Source organism: Rhizohabitans arisaemae (assembly GCF_025996515.1).
GTDB classification, from domain to species: domain Bacteria; phylum Actinomycetota; class Actinomycetes; order Streptosporangiales; family Streptosporangiaceae; genus Rhizohabitans; species Rhizohabitans arisaemae.
Genome location: NZ_BLRH01000024.1, coordinates 167,010 through 188,151, shown reverse-complemented (window position 1 = coordinate 188,151; position 21,142 = coordinate 167,010). Strand labels below are relative to the sequence as shown.

At 71.0% G+C, this 21,142-nt stretch carries 17 protein-coding genes and 1 tRNA gene; 15 read left to right on the top strand and 3 right to left on the bottom strand.

Features of this window, described 5'->3' with window-relative positions; translation table 11 throughout:
- Positions 1-2 precede the first annotated feature (2 nt).
- Positions 3-1,304, bottom strand: coding sequence for an aspartate aminotransferase family protein (locus RUR_RS11155; protein WP_283134972.1), 1,302 nt, complete (start codon positions 1,302-1,304; stop codon positions 3-5).
- Between the two features lie 128 nt (positions 1,305-1,432).
- Between RUR_RS11155 and RUR_RS11150 the strand changes: the two genes are divergently transcribed.
- Genes RUR_RS11150 through RUR_RS11090 form a run of 13 tightly spaced genes read left to right on the top strand, consistent with a single transcriptional unit; the run spans position 1,433 to position 14,344 of the window.
- Positions 1,433-2,449 carry a Gfo/Idh/MocA family protein gene (locus RUR_RS11150; protein ID WP_283134895.1) on the top strand — a complete coding sequence of 339 codons (1,017 nt, stop codon included), beginning with the start codon at positions 1,433-1,435 and terminating at the stop codon, positions 2,447-2,449.
- Complete coding sequence (locus tag RUR_RS11145; protein ID WP_283134894.1) at positions 2,446-3,381, top strand: Gfo/Idh/MocA family protein; 936 nt, start codon at positions 2,446-2,448, stop codon at positions 3,379-3,381. The genes RUR_RS11150 and RUR_RS11145 overlap by 4 nt, the downstream gene beginning before the upstream one ends.
- The gene (locus RUR_RS11140) at positions 3,378-4,238 is read left to right on the top strand and encodes a fumarylacetoacetate hydrolase family protein (protein WP_283134893.1); all 861 of its coding nucleotides are present in this window, start codon (positions 3,378-3,380) and stop codon (positions 4,236-4,238) included. Before RUR_RS11145 ends, RUR_RS11140 begins: the two co-directional genes overlap by 4 nt.
- On the top strand, positions 4,235-5,800 hold the full coding sequence (locus RUR_RS11135; protein WP_283134892.1) for an ABC transporter substrate-binding protein: 1,566 nt from the start codon (positions 4,235-4,237) through the stop codon (positions 5,798-5,800). Before RUR_RS11140 ends, RUR_RS11135 begins: the two co-directional genes overlap by 4 nt.
- Positions 5,801-5,828: 28 nt before the next feature.
- The gene (locus tag RUR_RS11130) at positions 5,829-6,788 is read left to right on the top strand and encodes an ABC transporter permease (RefSeq protein ID WP_283134891.1); all 960 of its coding nucleotides are present in this window, start codon (positions 5,829-5,831) and stop codon (positions 6,786-6,788) included.
- A complete protein-coding gene (gene opp4C, locus RUR_RS11125) occupies positions 6,785-7,663 on the top strand; it encodes an oligopeptide ABC transporter permease (RefSeq protein WP_283134890.1) in 879 nt (292 codons plus the stop codon). The genes RUR_RS11130 and opp4C overlap by 4 nt, the downstream gene beginning before the upstream one ends.
- A complete protein-coding gene (locus tag RUR_RS11120) occupies positions 7,663-8,646 on the top strand; it encodes an ABC transporter ATP-binding protein (protein ID WP_283134889.1) in 984 nt (327 codons plus the stop codon). Before opp4C ends, RUR_RS11120 begins: the two co-directional genes overlap by 1 nt.
- Positions 8,643-9,659 carry an ABC transporter ATP-binding protein gene (locus RUR_RS11115; protein WP_283134888.1) on the top strand — a complete coding sequence of 339 codons (1,017 nt, stop codon included), beginning with the start codon at positions 8,643-8,645 and terminating at the stop codon, positions 9,657-9,659. The genes RUR_RS11120 and RUR_RS11115 overlap by 4 nt, the downstream gene beginning before the upstream one ends.
- On the top strand, positions 9,619-10,068 hold the full coding sequence (locus RUR_RS11110; RefSeq protein WP_283134887.1) for a RidA family protein: 450 nt from the start codon (positions 9,619-9,621) through the stop codon (positions 10,066-10,068). The genes RUR_RS11115 and RUR_RS11110 overlap by 41 nt, the downstream gene beginning before the upstream one ends.
- Positions 10,061-11,590, top strand: coding sequence for an N-acyl-D-amino-acid deacylase family protein (locus RUR_RS11105; RefSeq protein WP_283134886.1), 1,530 nt, complete (start codon positions 10,061-10,063; stop codon positions 11,588-11,590). The genes RUR_RS11110 and RUR_RS11105 overlap by 8 nt, the downstream gene beginning before the upstream one ends.
- Positions 11,587-12,432, top strand: a complete 846-nt coding sequence (locus RUR_RS11100; protein WP_283134885.1) for an IclR family transcriptional regulator — start codon at positions 11,587-11,589, stop codon at positions 12,430-12,432. The genes RUR_RS11105 and RUR_RS11100 overlap by 4 nt, the downstream gene beginning before the upstream one ends.
- Positions 12,432-13,259, top strand: coding sequence for an amidohydrolase family protein (locus tag RUR_RS11095; RefSeq protein ID WP_283134884.1), 828 nt, complete (start codon positions 12,432-12,434; stop codon positions 13,257-13,259). The genes RUR_RS11100 and RUR_RS11095 overlap by 1 nt, the downstream gene beginning before the upstream one ends.
- Entirely contained in the window at positions 13,256-14,344 is a 1,089-nt protein-coding gene (locus tag RUR_RS11090) for an alanine racemase (RefSeq protein ID WP_283134883.1), read from the top strand. The genes RUR_RS11095 and RUR_RS11090 overlap by 4 nt, the downstream gene beginning before the upstream one ends.
- Here the strand turns inward: RUR_RS11090 and RUR_RS11085 are convergent, their stop codons facing one another.
- Both RUR_RS11085 and RUR_RS11080 read right to left on the bottom strand, forming a co-directional pair.
- A complete protein-coding gene (locus tag RUR_RS11085) occupies positions 14,345-16,024 on the bottom strand; it encodes a sialidase family protein (RefSeq protein WP_283134882.1) in 1,680 nt (559 codons plus the stop codon). It lies immediately after the preceding gene.
- A 205-nt stretch (positions 16,025-16,229) separates the two neighbouring features.
- Positions 16,230-16,303, bottom strand: a tRNA-Ile gene (locus RUR_RS11080).
- Positions 16,304-16,829: 526 nt separating this feature from the next.
- Here RUR_RS11080 and RUR_RS11075 point away from each other — a divergent pair.
- Together RUR_RS11075 and RUR_RS11070 are read left to right on the top strand one after the other, a co-directional pair.
- Positions 16,830-17,801: a hypothetical protein gene (locus RUR_RS11075; protein WP_283134881.1), complete on the top strand. Its 972-nt coding sequence runs from the start codon at positions 16,830-16,832 to the stop codon at positions 17,799-17,801.
- A 644-nt stretch (positions 17,802-18,445) separates the two neighbouring features.
- A complete protein-coding gene (locus tag RUR_RS11070; RefSeq protein ID WP_283134880.1) occupies positions 18,446-21,142 on the top strand; it encodes a lantibiotic dehydratase in 2,697 nt (898 codons plus the stop codon).

Sequence of the window (21,142 nt, the reverse complement as noted above, 5' to 3'; positions counted from 1 at the left end):
GGTCAGTCGCCGGGCAGCAGGCCGTCGGTGTGCATGGATTTGAGGACGTCGCGGGCGGTCTCCAGGGTGAGGTCGATGTCGGCGTCGGTGTGGGCGCCGGAGATGTGGTTGCGTTTGAGGGACATGGGGAGCATTAGGAAGCCCGCGTCGGTCATGCGCCGGTGGAAGACCCGGTAGGCCTCGTCGTCGTTGCGGAGCAGGTCGCGGTAGCCGCGTACGGGGCCGGAGGTGAAGTAGACCGCGAAGACGCCGCCGAACCCGGTGACGGTGGCGGGGGTGGAGAGCTCGGCGAGGACGGCCTCCAGTCCCGCGCGCATGCGCGTGCCGAGCCGGTGGGTCCGCCGGTAGAAGTCCGGGTTGTCGCGCAGGTAGGTCATGGTCGCCACGGCCGCCGCCACGGCGACGGGGTGCCCGTTGAAGGTTCCGGCGAGCAGGACGTCGGACTCGTAGCGGGCCATCAGGTCGCGTCGGCCCGCGAGCCCGGCCATGGGGAAACCGTTGCCCATGGACTTGCCGAAGGCGGTCAGATCCGGCGTGATGCCGCAGATCTGCTGGTAGCCGCCGGGCGCGTGCCGGAACCCGGTGATCACTTCGTCGAAGACGAGCAGGGACCCGTGCTCGGAGGTCAGCGTCCTGAGGCCCTGGAGGAACTCCTGGGTGGGGAGGAGCGCGCCGACGTTGTGCGGGATGGGTTCGAGGATGACCGCGGCGATCCGTTCGGGGTGCCGTTCGTACAGGGCGCGGACCGAGTCGAGGTCGTTGAACTCCGCGATGAGCGTGGAGTCCACCGCCTCGTCGAGCAGCCCGGCGGAGAGCGGGTCCCTCCCGTACGCGCGATCCGCCGGAGAGATCACGTTCCTGGCGACGGAGTCGTGCCAGCCGTGGTAGCAGCCCTGGAACTTGACCAGCAGGGGGCGCCCGGTGACCGCGCGGGCCAGGCGTACGGCCTGGGCCGTCGCCTCGGAGCCGCTCATCGTCGCGATCATCATCTCGGCTGAGGGGATGAGCTCGGCGACCAGTTCGGCCATCTCGATCTCCGGTGGTGTCACCCCCATCCCGATGAGGCCGACACCGTTCAACGCGCGGGCGACCGCCTCGTTCACGACGGGCGCGTTGTGGCCGAGCAGCACGGCTCCGAACGCCGCGTGGTAGTCGAGGTAGCGCGTGCCGTCCGCGTCGGTGACGTGCGCACCCTCCGCGGCCGTGAAGGCGTACGGCGCGCCGACGTACCGCGTCGCGGAGTTCACGCCCCCGGGGATCACCGCGCGGGCGGCGTCGTGGAGGGCCCGGCCGGCCGGCTTCATCGAGTCCACCTTGCATCCTTTACATGGAAAGTCATTTCACGTCGCAGCGAACCGTACGTGGAACACTGTGCCACGTCAATGTCCGGCCCCCCTTGACAGCGCGAAGAGGGGCCCTCAAGGATGCAGGCATGGAAAGAGATTCCATGTCGAGTCGCCCGCTCGGCATCCTGGTGGTGGGAGCCGGTGCGATCGCGGACCTGCATGTCGCGGCCATCACCGCCGACCCCAGGTGCGTGCTGGCGGGCTTCGCCGACATGAACGCCGATCGGGCGCGAACCGCCGCGTACCGCAACGGCGGCGTCCCGTGGACCGCCGACCTCGCCGGGGCGCTGGCCCGCCCCGACGTCGACGCCTGCATCGTCTGCACCCCCAACGACACCCACGAGAACCTGGCCCTGCGCGTGGCGGCCGCAGGTAAGCACCTGCTGCTCGAGAAACCCCTCGCGACGACCGTCGAAGGTGCGGAGGCGATCGTCGAGGCGTTCACGCGACGCGGCCTCGTCCTCGCCGCGGCCCACTCCCACCGGTTCTACGACTACGCCCGCACCGTCCGAGACGAGATCGCCTCCGGCGCGGTCGGGCGTCCCACCCTCGTCCGGCTCGCGCTGCTCGGCGGCTGGATCTGGCCGGACTGGCGCTCCTGGGTGATCGACCCGGCCAAGTCCGGCGGGCACGCCTTGCACAACGGCGTGCACCTGCTCGACCTGGTCACCTGGTGGATCGGCAGCCGTCCCGTCTCGGTGTACGCCAGGGGACAGCGCAGGACCGCCACCGAGCTGGACGTCCACGACTACCTGGAGATGGTGGTGCGGTACGAGGACGGCGCGGTGGCGATCTGCGAGATGAGCCGCGCCCATCGTCCCGCCGCGCTGGCCCAGCGGGACGTCGTGGTGCAGGGCACCGGCGGCCTGCTCACGCTGACGTGGGACGGCGAGGGCCCGCTCCTGTGGGATGAGAAGGGCGCGCACACGCTCGACCCCGGCGTGGCGTACGGCTTCGCGGCCCAGCTCGGCGCCTGGCTGGACGCGGTCACGGCCGAAGGCGCGGGGACGTCCGTGTCAGGCGAGGAGGCGGCCACGGCCGTCGCCCTCGGGGTCGCGGCCGAGCGCTCGATGGCCCTCGGCGTACCGGTGGAGGTGCTGTGAGAACGCTCGGCGTGCTGCTGGCCGGCTCGGCGGGAGCAGGTCACCAGAACCATCAGGCGGAGATGTACGCGCCCGGCTTCGCCGCGCATCCCGGCTTCCGGATCGTCGGCGCCACGGAGGACCGAAGCGGGTTCGACCGGGCGGACGTGGACGTGGTGAGCGTCTGCGTGCCGTTCGAGCACCGGGTCGAGGTCGTCACCGCCGCGCTGCGGGCGGGCAAGCACGTGCTGGTGGACAAGCCCGTCGCGCTGACCTCCGCCGAGTGCGCGCAGATCGCCGCCGTCGCCGCGGAGACGGGCCTGGTCTGCCTGCCCGCCTACCACCAGCGGTTCCATCCGGCGATCCGCGCCGCACGCGAGGCGGTGGCGGCGGGCAGGGTCGGGCTGCCGTGGAACGTGCAGGCGGACTTTCTCGTGGCGGGCGGCGGGCCGGTCTGGCCGTACGGCGAGCTGCTCAACTTCGCCCCCTACGCGACCGACGCGATCCACGCCGTGACCGGGCTGCCCGTGACCGCCGTCTACGCCCTCGCCAGACCCGTCGAGGGTCCCGAGGATCTGGTGACCCTCTGCCTCACCCACGAGCGCGGAATGACGAGCACCGTCGTCGCGGGCCGGACCCCGCCGATCGCAGGCGTACAGGGTCTGTCCCTGCACCGCTACCGGATCAGCGGCTCGCACGGCACGCTGCTCGCCGACGCCACCCGGCCCGGGGTCACCGTCCGAGGTGAGAAGGGGACCAGGACGGCCTGGGCCGGCCACGGCACCGTGCACCGCATGCTCACCGAGCTGCACGCCGCCGTCACGGGTGGCAGGCCCGCCGAACTCGGCCCCGCCGACGCTCTGGCCGCGCTCCTCCTGGTGGAGGCGGCCGGAGAGTCCGTCGCGACCGGCCGGGTCGTACGACTCGACAACGAACAGGCGAGGGTGTCGTGAAACTGCTGACCTACCTGCGCGACGGCGCCGTACGGCACGGTCGCCTGCTCGGCGACGATCGGGTTGAGGAGTTCGGGGACGGCGACCTCACCGTCTGGCTGGCCGATCCGGCCACGAAGCCGGGAGGGGCGGCACACGACCTGGCGGGCGTCCGGGTGCTCGCGCCGATCCCGCGTCCGGGGAAGCTGATCGGGGTGGCGGCGAACTACCAGGAGCACGTCACCGAGGCCGGAGCGGCCCCTCTGGACAGAAGCAGGCTCGCGCCACGCCTGTTCCTGATGCCGCCGACCGCCGTCCTCGCGCCCGGCGACGCGATCCGGCTGCCTTCGGTGAGCGACCAGGTGGACTGGGAGGCGGAGCTGGGTGTGGTCATCGGTAGGACCGCCAAGGGCCTGAAAGTGGACGACGCGCTGTCGGCCGTCGCCGGGTACACCGTGGCCAACGACGTGTCGGCCAGATCCATGGCGTACGGCTACGAGCGGGACACCGGCGACCCCGCGGTCGGCTTCTTCGACTGGCTCGCGGGCAAGTGGCTCGACGGCTTCGCCCCGTTCGGCCCGTATCTCGTCACCGCCGATGAAGTGCCCGACCCGCAGGCGCTCGACATCGAGCTGCGCGTCAACGGCGCGGTGAAACAGCGCGGCTCGACCAAGGACATGATCTTCACCGTGGCGGAGCTCGTCGCCTTCGCCGCGAACCTCATGACGCTGCACCCGGGGGACGTGCTGATGACCGGCACGCCCGCGGGTGTCGGCGCGAGCTCGGGGGAGTTTCTCTCGGCCGGCGACGAGATCCACGTCTCGATCGCCGGTCTCGGTTCCTTGATCAACTCCGTCTCACCGAGGGAGACCCCATGACGGTACGACCGCTCTCGCTGATCGTCGCGGGAGCCCTGCTCCTCGCGGCGGCCGGCTGCGCCGATCCGACCAACACCGGCGGCGGCGGGGACGGTGGCGCGAAGAACGCGCTCAACGTCTACCTCTACCAGAAGCCCAAGCGGTTCAACCCGCTCGACCCGCCGACCGGCCCCGACCAGCAGGTCATGCAGCTCATCTTCGACAATCTCCTGACCGTCAATGACCAATCCGAATACGAGCCGCGCCTGGCGGAGAGCTGGGAGATCTCGAAAGACGCCAAGTCCTTCACCTTCCGCCTCCGCACCGGGCTGAAGTGGAGCGACGGCAAGCCGTTCGGCGCCAAGGACGTGCTGTTCACCTACAAGCTGCTCGCCGACCCCAAAAGCGGGAGCGCCATGGCGGGCAAGTTCGCGGGCGCGTCCTTCGCCGCGCCCGACGAATCGACCTTCGTGATCACATTGGCCAAGCCCAACATCGGGTTCCTCTCCCTGATCGCGGGCCCGTTCGCGTTCATCCTGCCCGAGCACGTCCTCGGTGCGGTCCCGGTGGACGCGATCGCGGGCAACGCCTTCTTCAACAAGCCGACCGCCGGGCTCGGGCCGTACACGTTCGTGGACTACAAGACCGACCAGTACGTCGAACTGGCCGCCAACCCGAACTACCGCAAGCCCGTGGGCATCCCGAAGATCTTCCTCAAGCCGGTCACCTCCGACGTGGCGACCGCCCAGCTCGGCACCGGCGAGATGGATCTGGCCCAGATCTCCCCCACCGACCTGCAGTCCGTCCGGTCGCTCCCCGGCGTCACCGTGGCCGGCAAGCCGAGCCCCGGGTTCCTGCGGATCGCCGTCAACCAGACCGAGAAGCGGTTCGCCGACCCACGGGTCCGGCAGGCCATGCTGCACGCCATCGACCGGCAGTCGCTGGTGGACAAGCTGCTCGCCGGCAAGGGGAGCGTGCAGAACTCCTCGTTCGTCGCCGCCGCGGCGCTCCCGCCCGACCTGAATCCGTACGCCTACGACGTCGCCGCGGCGAAGAAACTGCTCGCCGACGCCGGATGGGACGCGAGCAAGCCGGTGACGCTGTCCTGGATCCCCGGGCAGCGCGACCGCGACGCCGCGGCCACCGTCATCCAGGGCGCCCTCGCGGCCGCGGGCATGAACGTCACGTTGAAGCAGGTGCAGGCCGCCGAACTGCTGGAATCGTACGAGAAGCGGACCTTCGACCTCGCCCTCTTCGGCGGCGGGACGTACTCCGTCGATCCGTCGAGCAGCAACCCGATCCTCAGGTGCGACGCGTTCTACCCCAAGGGCGGCAACATCCCGCACTTCTGCGACAAGGAGATCGACCGGCTGACCGGCGCCGCGGACGCCGCCACCGACCCGGCCGAGCGGTCCACCCTCTACCGGCAGGCCGCCAAGAGGGAGAACGAGCAGGCCGCCTACGTCTGGATCTACAACCCCGAGGCCATCTGGGCGTACGGCTCCAGGCTCCGCGGCTTCAAGCCGAGCGGCGACTTCACCGTCGGGTTCTGGAACGCCGACGAGTGGAGCCTGGCGGGTTGACCCTGACCACGAGAAAGGAGGAACCGCCGTGCTGACCTACGTCGCTCGCAGGCTAGGGGTCAACGTGGCCGTCCTGCTCCTCATCAGCATCGGTGTGTTCCTCCTGGTCAGAGCCGCCCCCGGGGATCCCGTCCGGATGATGGTGAACCCCGAGCAACTCGCGGCGGGCGGCCCGGACTTCATCGCGCGCAAGCGGGCCGAACTCGGTCTCGACGACCCCGTCGTCGTGCGGTACTTCATCTGGCTGCGCGACGCCCTCACCGGTGACCTCGGCTACTCCTTCGTGAGTCGCCGGCCCGTGGTCGCGGTGCTCGGCGAGCGTATCGGGCCGACCGTCCTGCTGATGGGCACCGCGCTGCTGCTCGGCCTGCTCGTCGCGGTTCCGGCGGGCACGCTGGCGGCGGTCCGGCGGAACTCGGCGGCCGACTACGTCTCAGCCGTCGTCGGTCTCGCGGTGATCTCCGTGCCGAGCTTCTTCCTCGGCATCGCGGCGATCTACGTGTTCTCGCTGACCCTCGGCTGGTTCCCGTCGTCCGGCATGACGACTCCGGGGGACGGCGGCGGCGCCGACGTGCTGGCGCACCTGGTGCTGCCCGCGGCCATCCTGGCCCTGTCCATCGCCGGTCCCTTCATGCGGTACGTGCGGGGCGGGCTCATCGCCGAACTGGGCGCCGACTACATCCGCACCGCCGAGGCCAAGGGGGCGGGGCCGCCGCGCGTGCTGCTGCGCCACGCCCTGCGCAACGCGCTGATCCCGCTCATCACGATCATCATGATCTATGTGCCGCAGCTTCTGGCCGGAGCCGTGGCCCTTGAGCAGGTCTTCGCCTGGCCGGGCATGGGCCAGCTCGCGATCAGCTCGATCGGGCAGCTCGACTACCCGGTGGTGATCGGCTTCGCGCTGTTCATCGCGGTGCTCGTGCTGCTGTGCAATCTCGCCGCCGACGTCCTGTACGCCCTGGCCGACCCGAGGATCAGCCTGCGATGACCACCGTCCACTCCCCACGGGTTTCGCGCCGGTCGCCCGCACGGCTGGCACTTCGCCGGTTCCTGCGCAACCGGATGGCCGTCGCCGGCGCGGTGTTCCTCGTTCTCGTCGTCCTGCTGGCCGCGTGCGCGCCGCTCATCGCGAGCCACGATCCCAACGCCGTGGACCTGGCCGCGTTCCGCCGCCCGCCGTCGGGTGAGCACCTGCTCGGCACCGACTCCTCGGGCCGGGACGTGTTCGCGAGGTTGGTGTACGCCGGGCGGGTCTCGCTGCTCGTCGGCCTCGCCTCAGCACTCGCGGCCGTGATCATCGGCACGCTTCTCGGCGCGGTCGCCGGGGTCGTCGGCGGTGTCACAGACACCCTGATCATGCGTGCCGCCGACGTGGTGCTGTCGTTCCCCGCGCTGGTCGTGGTCGTCGTCCTGGCCGGAATCCTCGGTCCGAGCGCACCGATGCTGGTGGTGGTCTTCGCGGCCTGCAACTGGCCGACCGCCTGCCGGGTGGTCCGCGGGCTCGCGCTGGGCCTGCGCGAACAGGAGTATGTGCAGGCGTCGCGGGCGTTCGGCGCGAGCCGCGCGTCGATCATCGCACGGCACATCGTGCCCGCCGTACTCGCCCAGGTCGCGGTGGTCGGAACGCTGCTCGTGGCGCAGACCATCCTGCTCGAGGCCGTGCTGTCCTTCCTCGGCCTCGGCGTCCAGGCGCCACAGGCGAGCTGGGGCAACATGCTCACCGACGCGCAGAACCTGACACTGATCAGAAGCATGCCGTGGCTCTGGCTTCCCCCCGGCCTCGCCATCGCGCTCACGGTCCTCGCCGTCAACTTCGTCGGCGACGGGCTGCGCGACGCCGTGGACCCGAGAGGAGCTCGCTGATGGACGAGCCGCTGCTGACCATCGAGGACCTGGCCGTCCGGTTCCCCACCGAGGACGGCCTCGTCAAGGCGGTGGACGGCGTCTTCCTCGACGTCCGGCCGGGTGAGGTCGTCGGGGTGGTCGGCGAGTCGGGTTCCGGCAAGAGCGTCACGGCGATGTCCGTACTCGGCCTGATCAAGCGGCCGGGGCGGATCACCCGCGGGCGGATCGCCTTTCGCGGCAGGAACCTTTTGGAGCTGTCTCCCCGGGCGCTCCGCGCGGTACGCGGGAGCGAGATCGCCATGGTGTTCCAGGACCCGATGACGGCCCTCAACCCGGTCGTCCCCGTGGGCAGGCAGATCGCCGAGGCGGTACGGCTGCACCGGCGGGGGCTCGGGCGCGGGGCCGTACGGGACCGTGTCCTCGCGCTGCTCGCCTCCGTCGGCGTGCCCAACCCGGAGGCGCGATACCGGCAGTTTCCGCACGAGTACTCCGGCGGTATGCGGCAGCGGGCGATGATCGCGATGGCCATGGCCAACGAACCCGCTCTGCTCATCGCCGACGAGCCCACCACCGCGCTGGACGTGACCATCCAGGCCCAGGTCCTCGACCTGCTCAGGAGCGCGAGAGAGCGAAGCGGGGCCGCCGCGATCCTGATCACCCACGACCTCGGGGTGATCGCCGAGCTGGCCGACAGGGTGGCCGTGATGTACGCGGGCCGGGTGGTCGAGACAGGCGACGTGCACGCCGTCTTCGACGCGCCCAGGCACCCGTACACCCGGGGCCTGATGGCGAGCAGGCCCCGCCTGGAGTCCTCGCCCGGCGAGCTCGTCGCGATCCCGGGCAGCCCGCCGAGCCTGCTCGCGCCGCCTTCCGGCTGCCCGTTCCATCCGCGGTGCCCGATCGCCGGGGACAGGGAGCCGTGCCGCACCTCGCGGCCCGAACCGGCGAGCGTCGGCGCCGGGCACACCACGGCCTGCCACTTCCACGAGGAGCTCGCATGACGACCACGGAGGTGCTCCGCGTCGAGGGGCTGGTCAAGCACTATCCGATCAAGGCGGGTCTGCTCAGGCGGCAGGTCGGGGCGGTCCACGCGGTGGACGGAGTGGACCTGACCCTGGCGGCGGGCGAGACGCTCGGGCTCGTCGGCGAGTCGGGCTGCGGCAAGACCACCATGGGCCGGCTGCTCGTCCGGCTCATGGAGCCGACGGCGGGCCGCATCCTGTACGGCGGGCGCGACCGGACCGCGCTCTCCCCCGCCGAGCTCGGCGCCCTCAGGCGGGACGTCCAGATCGTCTTCCAGGACCCGTACGCGTCCCTCTCGCCGCGGCTCACCGTGCATGAGATCGTCGCCGAGCCGTTGCGGGTGCAGGGCGTGTACGAGGAGGGCGAGGTCGAGAAGCTGCTCGAACTCGTCGGCCTCGCGCCCGAGCACGCCAACAGGTATCCGCACGAGTTCTCCGGTGGGCAGCGTCAGCGGGTCGGCATCGCCCGCGCGCTCGCCCTGCGGCCGCGGATGCTCGTGCTCGACGAGCCGGTGTCCGCGCTGGACGTCTCCATCCAGGCGCAGGTGATCAACATGCTGGTGGACCTGCAGCGCAGGCTCGGCCTCGCGTATCTGTTCATCTCCCACGACCTGTCGGTGGTCAGGCACATCTGCCACCGGGTCGCCGTCATGTACCTCGGCAAGATCGTTGAAATCGGCGGGGTCGCCGACATCTTCGAGCGGCCGAGCCATCCGTACACCAAGGCGTTGATCTCCGCGGTGCCGATCCCCCATCCCTCGCTGCGCGGCGCGGCCGAGCGCATCCTGCTCTCGGGGGACGTGCCAAGCCCGGCCGACCCCCCGTCGGGCTGCCGCTTCCGGACCCGCTGCTGGAAGGCGCGGGAGCTGTGCGCCGTCGAGGAGCCGACCCTTGAAGACCGTCTCGGCGCCGGGCATCCGAGCGCCTGTCACTTCCCAGAGGAGTCCATCCGTGCTCGACACCCTTCCCGACACACCGCCGGCCCGTCCTGACCGCCCGCCTGTCGCCCCGGTACGGCGCGACGGCGCGCTGATCATCGCATCGGGGCAGGTCGCGGCCACCCCAGATGGCGGGCTGATCGCGACGGGCACGGTCGGCGTGAACGTGGACCTCGCGACCGCCCGCACCTGCGCCTGGCGGTGCGCCCGCAACGTGCTGGCGGCCGTACGTGCGGAGGCCGGCTCTCTCGACCGGGTCACCGCGCTCAAACTGACGGTGTACGTCGCGTGCGTGCCGGGCTTCGCCGAACAGCACCTGGTGGCCGACGCCGCGACGGAACTACTGCTGACCGTGCTCGGCCCGGAGTCCGGCGCGCACGCGAGGGCCGCGATCGGCGTGGCCGCGCTCCCGCTCGGCAGCCCCGTCGAGGTCGAGGGCACGTTCAGGATCGACGATGACTGACCTTCTGATCAGAGGCGGCCTGTTGGTCGACGGGACGGGATCCCCCGCCCGTACCGCGGACGTCGCGGTCTCCGGCGGGCGGGTCGAGGCCGTGGGGGACTTGACGGGGCGCGCGGCGGCGCGCGTGGTCGAGGCGCGCGGGCGCGTGGTGTGCCCCGGCTTCGTCGACGTGCACAGCCACTCCGACCTGGCCCTGCTCAGCAACCCACCGGCGCACAGCAAGATCCGCCAGGGTGTCACGACCGAGGTGCTCGGCAACTGCGGACTCGGTGTCCTCCCCCTCACGCCGGAGACGGACACCGCCGCCCTGCGCGCCGCCGTCGCCTTCATCGACGCCGACCCCGCGGTGGAGTGGTCATGGCGGAGCCTGGCGGACTACCGGGCGGTGCTCGCCGGCGCGAGGCCCTCGGTGAACACCGCCTCACTCGTCGGGCACCTGCCGCTGCGGGCCGCCGTGGTGGGATTCGCCGACCGGCCGGCCACGCCCGCCGAGGTGACCCGCATGTGCGGGTTGCTCGCCGAGGCTCTCGACGAAGGCGCCGCGGGGCTGAGCACCGGGCTGATCTACGCACCCGCCTGCTATGCCGACGAGGCCGAGTTGATCGCGCTGGCCGGGGTCGTGGCGGCGTACGGCCGGGTCTTCTCGTGGCACCTGCGCGACTACACCGACCGGCTGCTCGAATCGGTGGGGCAGGCCGTACGGGTCGCGGAGGCGAGCGGGTGCCGGACCCAGATCTCCCACCTGGCGGCGGTCGGCCGCCGCAACTGGGGTGGGGTCGCCGAGGCGCTGCGGTTGATCGAGGCGGCGGACGCGGACGTGCACGCCGACGTCTATCCCTACCTGGCCGGCAGCGCCAACCTCTCCCAGCTCCTGCCCGGCTGGGCGCACGACGGCGGTGAGGCCGCCATGCGCCTTCGGCTGCGCGACCCGCTGGTCCGCGACCGGATCAGGGCCGAATGGGCGGGCCGCTGGTGGGAGTGGGCGGACGTGGTCGTCGACGGGAGCCCGCTCGCGAGCGACGACCACGCCATGGACCTGGTCGCCGAACACGGCAACTCCGTCGCCATGGTGGCCTCCGGCCGTTCCGAGGACGACCTGCTCGCCGCGCTCACCCATCCCGCGACCGTGATCGGCTCCGACGGACTCGCGCTCGACCCGGCGGGGCCGACCGGTCGCGGAACACCACATCCCCGGTCCTACGGCTGCTACCCTCGCCTCCTGCATCGTTATGTCGGCCCTGGACGGCTCACGCTGGAGCAGGCTGTGCGCAAGTGCACCGCGGGGCCCGCCGAGCTGTTCGGGCTCGCGGGTCGCGGCTTGATCCGGCCGGGCGCCGCGGCGGACCTGCTGCTGCTCGACCTGGAGAAGATCGAGGATCTGAGCACCTTCACTCATCCCCACCGCTACCCGGCGGGCATCGACCTCGTCGTCGTGAACGGAACCGTCGTGATCCACGACGGCGTCCACACGGGCGCACGGCCGGGCCGGGACCTGCGCGTGCCGACGGAAGTGACGACATGAGACGGACCATTGACGACGACAAGCCGGCCGCGGCCAACTATCACGCCCACGCCCTCGCCCGAGGGCTCGCGCTGCTCGAAAGGCTGGCCAAGGCCAAGCAGCCGGTCACCCTCGGCGAGCTGAACGACGACACCGGCCTGCCCAAGAGCACGCTGGTACGGCTACTCGCCGTGCTCACCGAGACCGGGTACGTGGTACGGGTGGACGAGCGGCCGTCGTTCCGGCTCGGCCACAAGGTGCTCGAACTGTCCACCGCGTACATCGCCACATTGGACGCCTCGGCCGCCGCCAGCGGCTACCTGGCCCGCCTCGCCGCGTCCACCGGGCAGACGGCCAACCTCGGCGTCCTCGACGGGGAGCAGGTGCTGCACCTGCGCGTCGAGGAGCCGGACCGGCCCATCCGCTACACGGCCATGAGCGGGTCGCGGGCGGAGGCGTACGCGACCGGCCTGGGCAAGCTGCTCCTGGCCGGGCTCGGCGCCGGCGAACTGGCGCGCCATCTGCCCGCGGAGCCGTACGCGCCGAAAACGGGCAACACCCTGACCGGGCTCGCCCGGCTCCGCGCGGACCTTGAGCTGACCCGGGAACGTGGATACGCGTTCGACGACAACGAGTCGAACGTCGGCCTGCGCTGCCTGGCCGTCCCGCTGGAGATCGACGGACGCTGGGTCGCCTCGGTCAGCGTCTCCGGCCCGTCCGGCGAACTCGACCCGGACCGGCACGGCGACTACCTGGCCGAGCTGCGCGCGACCGCCGTCGAGATGGCCGCGGACCCCGACCTCGTCGCCGCGCTGCGCATGGTCCACCGTTCGCTGTCGCCCGTGGAAGGGGGCCACTCCTGATGATCGATGTGCACACCCACTGCATGCTGGCCGAGCATTGGGGCTGCGAGTGGGAGGCGAACTGGCGGCCCGTCTACGGCAGGGACTGGGCCGACGTGACGCCCGCCGACTACGACGCGGCCATGAAGGGGGTGACGGCGGCGTTCGTCTTCGGCATCCGGGCCACGTCGGCGGGCGTGGCCACGTCGAACGAGTTCGTCGCGCGCTTCTGCGCCGACACCCGCGCGGAGACCGTGGGCTTCATGGCGCTCGACCCCACCGACCCCGACGTTCTCGAGCAGATGGCGGACGGGGTGGCGAAGGGGCTGCGCGGCGTCAAGCTCTATCCGGTGCTGGCCCACTTCGACCCGCGCGACGCCGTTCACGATCCGTTCTACGCCGCGGCCGCGGCGGCGGGGCTCGTGCTGCTCTGGCACATGGGCGCGACGCCTAGCCCGCGCGGTGACCTCGGGGTGACCAATCCCCTGGTCGTGGACGAGGTGGCCAGGCGGCATCCGGGCCTGAGCCAGATCATCGCCCATCTCGGGCATCCGTGGCAGCGCGAGACGATGGTGGTGCTCAGAAAGAACGCGCGGGTCTTCTCCGACGTGTCCGCGACCTGGGCCAGGCCACTGGACGGGTTTCTCTCCCTGGTCCGCGCGCAGGAGTGGGGGGTGGCGAACAAGCTGCTCTTCGGCTCCGACTTCCCGCTCTGGACTCCGGACGAGGCGGTGCGGGGGCTGCGGGCGCTCACCGAGATCCGTGTCCCCGGGCTGGAAGGCGTCCGGCCGGACACGATCGAATGTCTGCTGGAACAGGACCCGCGTGCCCTGCTGGGGGTGCGATGAGCCCCTTCGAGCCGGTACGGCTAAGCGAGCTGCCTACTCCGGCGCTGCTGATCGATCGCACCCGGCTTGTTCGCAACATCGCCGACATGTCGGCGATGGCGGCGTCGGCAGGGGTACGGCTGCGCCCGCACTTCAAGGCGTCCAAGTGCCTTGACGTGGCCAGGCTCCAGCTCGCCCACGGCGCGATCGGGTTCACCTGCGCGACCATGGCCGAGGTCGCGGTGCTGCTCGACGCGGGGATCACCGACCTGGTCTGGGCGCACCAGCCGGTCGGGCCCGCGAAGGTGGCCTTCGCCGTACGGACCGGGGTGACCGTGGCGATCGACTCGGTCGAGGTCGCCCGCCCGCTCGCCGAGGCGGCGCAGACGGCGGGGCGGCGGGTGCCGTACCTGATCGAGGTGGACACCGGGCTCGGCAGGGCGGGGGTGGCGCCGGAGGACGCGGTCGCCCTCGCCGGCGAACTGGCGGCGTACCCGTCGCTGGAGTTGCGCGGAGTGCTGACCCACGAGGGCCACCTGATGACGTACCTGGGCGACCGGACGGGCATGGACAACGCAGGCAGGCTGGTCGGTGAGGTCCTCGCCGGCGTGGCCGGGGAGCTGCGCGCCGCCGGCCATCCGTGCGAGATCGTGTCCGTCGGATCGACGCCGGGCGCGGCCACCGCGCCCTTCGTCCCCGGCGTCACGGAGGCGCGGGCGGGCACGTATGTCTTCTACGACGGCAATCAGGTCGCGCTCGGCACCGCCGATGAGTCCCGTACGGCGCTGACGGTGCTCACCCGGGTGGTGAGCACCAAGCGTGACGGGACCGCCATCGTGGACGCGGGTCTCAAGGCGATGAGTTCCGACGCCTCCGTGACCGGCTCCGGCTTCGGCCTCGTGGTGGGCCGGCCCTCGCTGGCCTTCGCCAAGGCCAACGAGGAGCACGGCTACCTGACCGGGCGGGACGCGAAGGCGCTGCGTGTGGGCGATCCGCTACACGTCCTGCCCAACCACGGCTGCGGCGTCGTCAACATGTGGAGCTCCGCCTATCTGGTCGAGGGCGACACAGCCGTGGCCCGCTGGCGGATCAGCGGCCGGCACTGATCAAGGCGCCCGGTCGAAGGTCGTGGGCCAGGTGCGCAGCGCCACCTCCGTGAGGAGGGCGTCGCCGTTGCGGCTCGTGTCGGTGATCGAGACCCGCACGTGACGGGCGGGCACGCCGCCGGCCGAGGTCCAGTCGTAGTCGTCCGTACGGCGCATCGTGTACGTCTTGACCGTCCGCCAATCCGTCGTGACGGCCGTCTCGACGGTGGCGGACTCGGCGTACCCGGGCTTGAGGACCACACCCACGTCACCGATCGGATAGGTGTCGTCAAGGGTGAGCGTCCACTGCCGTACGGGTGGGGCCGGGCCGTCGGCGGCGGCCGAGTGCCAGTAGTCGATGCTCCCGTCGATCGGCCCGTACGGCTGGAGCGAGGGCCTGCTCGACGCGGTGTGGGTCAGATCGGTCTGGATGGTCGCCTGACCCGCCTGGTACATCCCCCACAGGTCGAGCCGGTTCTCCACCGGGCGCGTGAAGGTGCCGCCGAGGATGCCTTCGAGCCGGTCGTAGTAGACGGTGAGGATCGTGCCGTCGTCGAGTTCCACGCTGCCCGGGTAGGACATGTCGGACGAGGGGAAGTAGACCCAGCCCGACTGATTCGTCCGCGGCGTCTTGTAGATCATCTTTCCCTGGGTGGCCGCCCATCCCCTGCGCGGGTCGTAGAACCTGCCGACCACCGGCCGTGAGCTGGCGAAGCCACCGGACACATCACCGTAGGTGAGGAAGAACGAGCCGTCCCGCAACTTGAGGAAGTGCGGCGCGTGCCCGTGAAGCCCCGGGACGTCGACGGGTGCGCTCCACGTCGCGCCGTAGTCGAAGGACTCGCTCTGCCGTACCGTCCCCGCCGGGTTGCTCGACGTCCGGGCCAGCATCACGATGTGCCCGCCGCCCAGATCGGCGAGGGCGGGCTCGCTGTACGAGATCGTGCCGGTGGGCCCGTCCCACATCACCACGCGCTCGTCCGATCGGTTCCACGTCGCGCCGCCGTCGGTGCTGCGCAGCACGTGCACACCCCACCAGCCGATCGACCCGTCGAGCGCGCGCATCGTGTAGACGGGCAGCACGAGAGTGCCGTTGTCGAGTTCGACGAGCTCCCCGTTGGAGGCCATCTGACTGGTGGGAAAGTCCCACACGAGCGAGTCGAGCGTCGTCGGAGCCGACCAGGTGACACCGTTGTCGGAGGAGCTGCGCAGATACACCTGACGACGGTGCTTGTTGGGGCGGCCCGGGAAGTAGTCGTAGTAGGTCATCAGCAGCCGGCCGTCACGCAGGGCGGTGAGGCTCGGCTCCTTCTCATCCGGGATCGCGGGGTCGTCCACGATGATCTGGCGGGCCGACCAGGTGCGGCCGCCGTCGGTGCTCCTCCGGGCAGCGATCTTGCTGAAGTTGGAGTGGCTGGTGCCGTACGAGTAGGCGACGTAGAGGTCGCCGTTGGCCAGCTTGGCGATCGATGGGAACCAGGCACAGGGTACGGTCTCGTTGAGCTGCCGGTTCGTGCTGTGGGTCGTGCCGAGAGTCGGGTCCCACGGCTGGCACCCGCCGGCCCCCGGCTCCTCGATCAGCACGTCCGGAACACTGGGATTACCGATCGAGGGCCCGTTCGCGCTCGCCGGCCCGGCGGGCCCGAACACGACGGCCACACCCAGGGCCACCGCGATCACCCATCGCGAATTCTTCCGCATGTCCACCTCCTGCTTGCTGAGATCGAATGCGGAATGTCGTTCCATGTCAATGATCGATGCAGGCGGCCCGTCGGAGGGCACCTACCGTCGAAATGACCGCGCACGCGGCGTGCGGAATGACCGGGACGTCGACGCCGCGGGGAAGATCCTCGCCGCCGGGCCACGGCCGATGCCGGCCCGTCGAGGCGCGAGAAGTATGACGAGGTAGGGCGGGCGGGGTTCGAACCCGCGACCCAGGGATTATGAGTCCCCTGCTCTGACCTGCTGAGCTACCGCCCCGTGCACAAGGTGTACCGACGAAAGGTGTACCGACGAATTCAACCAAAGGTCGGGCGACTTCGCACATCGGGGGCCGAAGACCCGCCGACGGTCCCGGTCTGCCCGCCCATCGATCATCGTAACCCTGTCGGAAGGCACACCCGTAGGTTTTCAGGGTACGGCGCCTGTATCCGTTTCGGCCCGCCGAATCCCTATGTTTCGACAGATCTGCGTTGAGCAGTGCCCCAAGGGCCCGGCCATCCGAACCAGGTGAGCTGAACTGGGGGTTTCCCCGGAGACCGAGTCCGTCACGGCATCGTGTTTCGGCCCCGCTCATCCCCTAGGGGAGCCAGGGGGATCCCCGGGGCGAAACCCACACCGCCCTTGGGTGCGACCAAAGTGCTACGGGGAACCTACGGGAGTCGCCCGATGTGCGGCACCCGGGCGAGCGAGCACGCTGAAGCCGTACCCGCGACCGCGGCCGGGTGGACGCGCCTTGGCCGTACCGCGGGATCACCCCTCACTCCTCCTGATCTCGGGACCCCTGATGCATGGAACGATCTCGCGGGCTTGGCAGTGGCATCGCCCGCTCATGCTCCTCACCGGCACGATGGCGGTGCTCACCGTGGCGACCCTGATCGGCCTCGTGGTCGACGGTCGCACGATCGACGGCCAGTCCGTCTGGGCGAAACCGCTGAAGTTCGCGATCTCCTTCGGGCTCTACGCCTTCACCTGGGCCTGGCTCTTCTCGATGCAGCGCCGGGCCCGGCGTCTGTGCTGGTGGCTCGGCACCTCCTTCACCGTGGTCATCGTGCTCGAAGTGGCGATCATCGTGCTGCAGGCGGCCCGGGGGCTCCGCAGTCACTTCAACGTCTCCACCGAGCTGGACGCCCAGCTCTTCGGCATCATGGGGCTGGCGGTCGTCCTGCTCTTCATCGCCAACATCGTGGCGGCCGTCCTGGTCCTCCTCGACCGGCACGCGGACCGAGCGGGCGCCTGGGCGATCCGTTTCGGGTTGATCCTCTCAACGGCGGGCATGGGGCTCGGCGCCCTGATGACCTCCCCCACCGCGGAGCAGCAGGCCGGGGTCGTCAAGGGGCTCATCGGAGCGCACAGCGTCGGGGTGCGCGACGGAGGACCGGGGATTCCCGTGATCGGCTGGAGCACCACCGGCGGCGACCTGAGAATCCCCCACTTCATCGGTATGCACGCGCTTCAGCTGCTGCCGCTCGCCGCCCTCCTCCTGCTCGCCCTCGCCGCCCGGTTCGCGGTCCTCCGTGACGAAGGCACCCGCGTCCGGCTGATCGTCGTCGCCGGAACGGGGTACGCGGGCCTGGTCGCGCTGGCCACCTGGCAGGCGCTCCGCGGCCAGCCGCTCGTTCACCCGGACGGCACCACCCTGATCGCTTTCGGTCTGCTGGTCGCCTCGGTTGCCACCGCCGTGACGGTGACGCTGCGGCGGTCCGCTCCGGCCGGCCCGTATCTCCCTCCGGCCAAGGTCCCCGTCGCCGGCGGCTGATCCGGACGAAAGGCGGCCCACCCGGCGGTGGGCCGCCTTTCGCGTATCCGGGGTCCGGCTCCCGCGGTCCCAGCCGATACGGCGAGCCCCCGGCGGGTGGCCAGGATTTCGCCTGATGAACAATCCGGATTTGTAGAACTATGTCCACTCCGCCGACCAGCCTTGACTTGTGTGACCAACAACTCTTAGCGTCAATTCACCTGAGTCAATCGGGGAGGCGCCATGGGGGTTGAGTTCCACCTTCTCGGATCGGCGGAAACCGTCGTATCCGGCCAAAGCATCATCGTGCCCTCAAGCAAACCGAGCGCGGCCCGCTTCCGACAGCCCCGGCCGGGCCTGTTCGGGCGAGGTCCGGTCCATCACGATCACGTCGTGCTCCGGCGCCGTGCGGAGATCCCGGCGGAAGAGCACGGCGCCGCGGTCCCCCACGGGGACGACGCGGCCGGCCGCGGACTCCGGCCGATGCGGCGGCGCCCCGCCGGAACGCCCTGACGGGTTCGTCCGGCGTTCCACCAGACGATCGGCACCGGATGCCCGGTGTCCGGTGTGAGCCCGATCCCCGGCGTCCTCGCCCGTCGAAGGCGAGACATCACAGCGGACGGCGCCACGCTCATGAAGGTCCGGATCGCCTGAGAGGGGACGTCATGACTTCGACCACCGGCTCGGAGGCGACCGCGTGGGTGCTCAACCCGCTGTTCATGCTGCGCATCGGCGGACTTCCGGTGAACACCGCCGCCACGCTGCGCTTCCCGGACAGCGCGGCCTGGGCCGACCGGGTGCTGGCCGCCGAGGAGGCGCTGGCGGCCCAGCGCCTGCCCACCGCCGAGGCGCTGCGGGCCGTCGCCACCGACGTGCCCGCCGACCTGCGGCCGCACCTCGTCACGCTGCGCAGGGACGTCCTCAACTCCCGCAGACCCCGCAACCCGGACGCCGTCCGGGCGCACGCCGCCCGGCTGACCGACCGGGCGCGTTTCGCCGTACTGGCCTGGCTGGAAACCAAACTGGGGCACGAACGGCTGTGCGCGATCGGCGGCGAACTCCTCGCCGACGAAACCGAGGAGCGCCGGGACCGGCTCCGGGAGATCGCCGCGGATCCGCGGCTTCGCCACGGCCTCCAGCTCGCCTCCCCCGCACTCGACGGCGACCTGGACGCCTACCTGGACACGCCGGCCGAGCGGCTGGACGCGCACACCCGCCACATCGAACGGTCGCTGCTGAACCACGTATACCGCGCCGCCTGCAAGACCAGTCCCTTCAGCACGCTCACCACGGTCGCGCTCGGCCGTTTCGGCGCCTGCGCGCCCGACGCGCTGACCATGGACGGCCTCGGTGATCCCACCCGCGGACACGTCAGGATCAACGTGGCGGCGCTGGCCCGCCTGACGGACGCGGTCGTCGCCGATCCCGAGCTCAGCGCCGACGTGCCGATCGAGCTGACCTCCGGTTTCCGCGCCGTCGACCGCAAGCTCCGGCGGGGCGCCGGGGACGACACGGGGGTGCCGGCCGGGACGGTCCTGCGCGACCTCGTGAGCATCCTCGACCGGGAACCCGGACTGCCGATGGGCGAGCTCGCCATGCGTCTCCACTGGCTCGACCCCCTGGCGCGGGAGCGCGGAACCCTGAAGCCGTACCTCCACTGGCTCATGCGGCTGGGCCTCCTGCAGGTGCCGGCGCTCCGGATCGACGTCCACAGCCCGGACCCGCTGGACGACTACCGCATCCGCGTCGCCTCCCTGGACCGGCCCTGGGCACGGGCGACGGCCGAACGGCTGGACACCGTCTCCGGCCACGTCGCCGCGTACGGCGAAGCCGGCCTGACGGAACGCCGACGGCTGACCCGGAGCATCGGGGACGAGCTGGGCGAGATCCGGTACGGGCTCGGCGCCAAACAGGCCGCCCTCCCGCGAACCCTGCTGCATGAGGACGTCTCGCACCCCGGCGTATCGGCCACCGCCGACCTCGGGCTCTGGGACGAGGGTGTCCTCACCGCGTTGAACAACCTGACGCGGATCCTGCCGCTGTTCGACCTGACATTGCCGGGGAAACTGGCCCTCAAGGGGTTCTTCGTGGCCCGGTACGGCAAGGGCGGGCTCTGCCGCGACCTGCCGCTGCTTGTGCACGAGTTCCACCGTGACTTCCCCGGCCACGCCTTCCAGGCGGCCCGGCATCGCCGCGCGTTCGACGCCGACGGGGAGTACGTGCCCCAGGACAACCCGCTCCGGCTCCCTGAGATCACCGAGCTCGACGAGGCGCGCCGCGACCTGGCCGCCCGGATGCGCCAGGCACGGGGGTCGCTGCCGTACGGCGCCGACGAGCTCGTGCTCGACGACGGGTTCTTCGACGCGGTGGCGGCCCGGATTCCCGCGTCGGCGGGCCGGTACAACCCGTACGGGTTCCTCCTTCAGACGGGCGACGACGGAGGCCGTCCGCTGGCCGTGGTCAACCGGATCCACAGTGGTCTCACCCTGCTGTTCTCCCGCTTCGCCCACTGCTTCGACGATGCCGGGCTGGTCAAGGAGCTCCGTACCACCCTGGAAGAACTGCAGCCGGGAAACGCCGTCTTCGCCGAACTCACCGAGGGCCACGCGACCGCCAACCTCAGCCTGCACCCGCCCATGACCGACTACGAGCTGGTCTGCCCGGGCGACGGCGGTTCGGTGCCGGAGGAGGCGCGGATCGCGGTGACCGAGCTTGAGGTGGTGCACGACGAGGCCGAGGGGCGGCTGATGCTGTGGTCGCCCAGGCTCGGGAAGGAGATCATCCCCGTCTACCTGGGCCTGCGGCCCCTCGCGTTGCCGGAGACGCAGCGGGCCCTGCTGCTGTTCTCGCCGTACTCCACGGCCGACCTGTCCGTCTGGGACGGCGTCGACCGCCTGCACGGGAACGCGTCCGTCCGCGGCCGCCCCCGGCTGCGCCACCGCGACCTCGTCCTCACCCGCCGCACCTGGACGGCGGACCCGGCCAACCTGCCGCGCCGCGGCCAGGACGACGCCAAGTGGTTCCTGGCGTGGCGACGCTGGCAGCGGGAGCACGATCTGCCCACCCGGGTCTTCGTGAAGATCGACACCGATCGGGGCGAGGACGACGGGGACGCCGACGCGGCGACCGCCCCGTGGGGGAAGCCGCGGTTCTTCGACTTCGACAGCTACTTCTCGCTCCTCCTCCTGGACCACTTCGTCCACTACGCCCATCGGCGGGTGGTCTTCCAGGAGATGCTCCCCGACTCCGACCGGCTGTGGCTCCACGGTTCCGACGGCGCCTACGTCACCGAGCAGGCCGTGGAGATCACCCAAGTGCGGAAGGAGTCCGGGCGTCGACCGGGGAACGACGGGCCGTCGTGA